2 protein-coding genes and 12 tRNA genes are annotated in these 2,249 nt (G+C 43.0%); 1 reads left to right on the forward strand and 13 read right to left on the reverse strand.

The features are described from left to right. Positions 1-79: 79 nt before the first annotated feature. The 13 genes from SB773_RS29730 to SB773_RS29790 form a co-directional block, all read right to left on the reverse strand. Positions 80-150, reverse strand: a tRNA-Gly gene (locus tag SB773_RS29730). 1 nt (position 151) lies between these two features. Beyond that, a tRNA-Pro gene (locus SB773_RS29735) sits at positions 152-228 on the reverse strand. A gap of 3 nt (positions 229-231) precedes the next feature. Then, positions 232-308: transfer RNA gene (locus SB773_RS29740), tRNA-Arg, on the reverse strand. A gap of 96 nt (positions 309-404) precedes the next feature. After that, positions 405-487, reverse strand: a tRNA-Leu gene (locus SB773_RS29745). A 16-nt stretch (positions 488-503) separates the two neighbouring features. Further along, positions 504-576 (reverse strand) — tRNA-Lys (locus SB773_RS29750). Between the two features lie 5 nt (positions 577-581). After that, a tRNA-Gln gene (locus SB773_RS29755) sits at positions 582-656 on the reverse strand. 87 nt (positions 657-743) lie between these two features. Further along, positions 744-819: transfer RNA gene (locus SB773_RS29760), tRNA-Asp, on the reverse strand. A gap of 3 nt (positions 820-822) precedes the next feature. Beyond that, positions 823-899: transfer RNA gene (locus tag SB773_RS29765), tRNA-Met, on the reverse strand. A 24-nt stretch (positions 900-923) separates the two neighbouring features. Continuing rightward, positions 924-999: transfer RNA gene (locus SB773_RS29770), tRNA-Val, on the reverse strand. A 4-nt stretch (positions 1,000-1,003) separates the two neighbouring features. Then, positions 1,004-1,078, reverse strand: a tRNA-Glu gene (locus SB773_RS29775). 8 nt (positions 1,079-1,086) lie between these two features. Next, positions 1,087-1,177: transfer RNA gene (locus SB773_RS29780), tRNA-Ser, on the reverse strand. 3 nt (positions 1,178-1,180) lie between these two features. Beyond that, positions 1,181-1,255, reverse strand: a tRNA-Asn gene (locus SB773_RS29785). Between the two features lie 114 nt (positions 1,256-1,369). Next, a complete protein-coding gene (locus SB773_RS29790; protein ID WP_016095131.1) occupies positions 1,370-1,825 on the reverse strand; it encodes a SprT family protein in 456 nt (151 codons plus the stop codon). Between the two features lie 210 nt (positions 1,826-2,035). On the opposite strand from SB773_RS29790, the gene cmpA reads away from it, so the two are divergent. Beyond that, positions 2,036-2,152 (forward strand): cortex morphogenetic protein CmpA, encoded by a 117-nt coding sequence (cmpA, locus tag SB773_RS29795; RefSeq protein WP_001143642.1) that lies wholly within the window; start codon positions 2,036-2,038, stop codon positions 2,150-2,152. The last annotated feature ends 97 nt before the right edge of the window (positions 2,153-2,249 follow it).

A 2,249-nucleotide genomic window follows, 5' to 3' on the forward strand; every position in this document is an offset into this window, starting at 1 on the left:
TAAAGTTAGTTTGTCTAGCATCTAAAAATAAAAATTGACGTTCACGTTGTTTGTTTCGTTCAGTTTTCAAAGAACTAAAAGCGGGTGAAGAGAATCGAACTCTCGACCAGAGCTTGGAAGGCTCTTGTTTTACCACTAAACTACACCCGCGTGGTCGGGAAGACAGGATTTGAACCTGCGACCCCCTGGTCCCAAACCAGGTGCTCTACCAAGCTGAGCCACTTCCCGTTATGGCGCGCCCGAGAGGAGTCGAACCCCTAACCTCTTGATCCGTAGTCAAACGCTCTATCCAATTGAGCTACGGGCGCTTATTCATGATGTTTTTTCGTCGTTGTATTTTGGCGACTCAATTATCTTACCATACTACATTTTCAAATGCAAGTACTTTTTAAAAGATTTTTTGATGCGGCCGAGAGGACTTGAACCTCCACGGGGTTTCCCCCACTAGGCCCTCAACCTAGCGCGTCTGCCGTTCCGCCACGACCGCGCGGAAAAAACAAAAGTGAGCCATGAAGGATTCGAACCTTCGACCCTCTGATTAAAAGTCAGATGCTCTACCAACTGAGCTAATGGCTCGTAAATGGCTGGGCTAGCTGGATTCGAACCAGCGCATGACGGAGTCAAAGTCCGTTGCCTTACCGCTTGGCTATAGCCCATCGAAATAGTTATCTTCTTTTCAAAGACAAATGTTATTTTACCATAATATCCAATAAAAAACAACTGCTATATAGCAGAAGTTAAAATGGCGGTCCCGACCGGGGTCGAACCGGCGATCTCCTGCGTGACAGGCAGGCATGTTAACCACTACACCACGGGACCATTTGGTTGCGGGGACAGGATTTGAACCTGCGACCTTCGGGTTATGAGCCCGACGAGCTACCGTACTGCTCCACCCCGCGATAATATTATTTATATAATTTATATGGTGGAGGATGACGGGATCGAACCGCCGACCCCCTGCTTGTAAGGCAGGTGCTCTCCCAGCTGAGCTAATCCTCCGAAGTGGTGACCCGTACGGGATTCGAACCCGTGTTACCGCCGTGAAAGGGCGGTGTCTTAACCACTTGACCAACGGGCCAATATGTATGGCAGAGAAGAAGGGATTCGAACCCTCGCACCGCGTTAGCGATCTACTCCCTTAGCAGGGGAGCCCCTTGAGCCACTTGGGTACTTCTCTGTATGGCTCCGCAGGTAGGACTCGAACCTACGACCGATCGGTTAACAGCCGATAGCTCTACCACTGAGCTACTGCGGAATAATGAAGACAATTTGTATCTTATAAAAATTCTCATCGTAAGTCAAGAAGTTTTTTCACAACATCTTGCGCAAACGTGACATGTTTATAATATACTGGATTGCGTTTTCACTGTCAAGATGTTTTCACTACCAGTTTTAGTTGTCCTTTACACTTTCCACATACATATCTTTGTGTATTTATTTGACGTCTTCTTACATATTGAAAAGAACACCCCATACATTCATACATAGAAACTCTCGTTTCCTCCTCACTAATCATTCGTTTACAAAAACGTGGTGCACCTACTTTCTTTAATAACTCACGAAAATCTCTATCTCGATGCTTATACCCTTTTCCTGTGATATGTAAGTGATAATGACAAAGTTCATGTTTAACAATCCCGACTAACTCTTCTTTTCCATATACTTCGTAATATCGATAATTCAATTCTATATTATGATTCTTCAATAGATAGCGCCCACCAGTTGTACGTAACCTACTATTAAACATCGCTTTATGTAAAAACGGCATTCCAAAGCATTGTAACGATACCTCTTCCACTAACCGCTGAATTTCTTGCTCATCCATTCTCATTCCTCCTAAACTAAAAAATATTTTCACACTTTTCTCCCTTCTTATACATATAGTAAATAGTACATATACCCATCCTCATTCAAGAAGCGTGATTTCTAAAAATGCAGCATTGCTAGAAATCCACTCACCAACCTCTCATTAAAGTTACTTTAACTAAAAGGAGCTACTTTTTTTGAGAGCAGGATTAAACAAGGAGGGATTCCTATGCCCACGTGGCTAAAGAAACAAATGCAACGTGCATATTTTGAGAAAAACCGGTATCAAATCAAGTTACTAAATGAATGCTGGTTTTATTATAGTAAAATACATCAAAGCTCATAATCAATTAAACTTTCCAGTTCATGAAGTGACCCCTAAAAGTTAGACACGGTTATTTCATTAGGCAACTTGATCCAAATGAGTCCGGTATTGTACCGGG

It is taken from the genome of Bacillus sp. SIMBA_074 (assembly GCF_046534555.1).
Classification (GTDB): Bacteria; Bacillota; Bacilli; order Bacillales; family Bacillaceae_G; genus Bacillus_A; species Bacillus_A mycoides.

Coding starts and splice junctions, on each gene's coding strand:
- SB773_RS29790 (WP_016095131.1), bottom strand. CDS start 1,825: ATGGATGAGCAAGAAATTCAGCGGTTAGTGGAAGAGGTATCGTTACAA.
- cmpA (WP_001143642.1), top strand. CDS start 2,036: ATGCCCACGTGGCTAAAGAAACAAATGCAACGTGCATATTTTGAGAAA.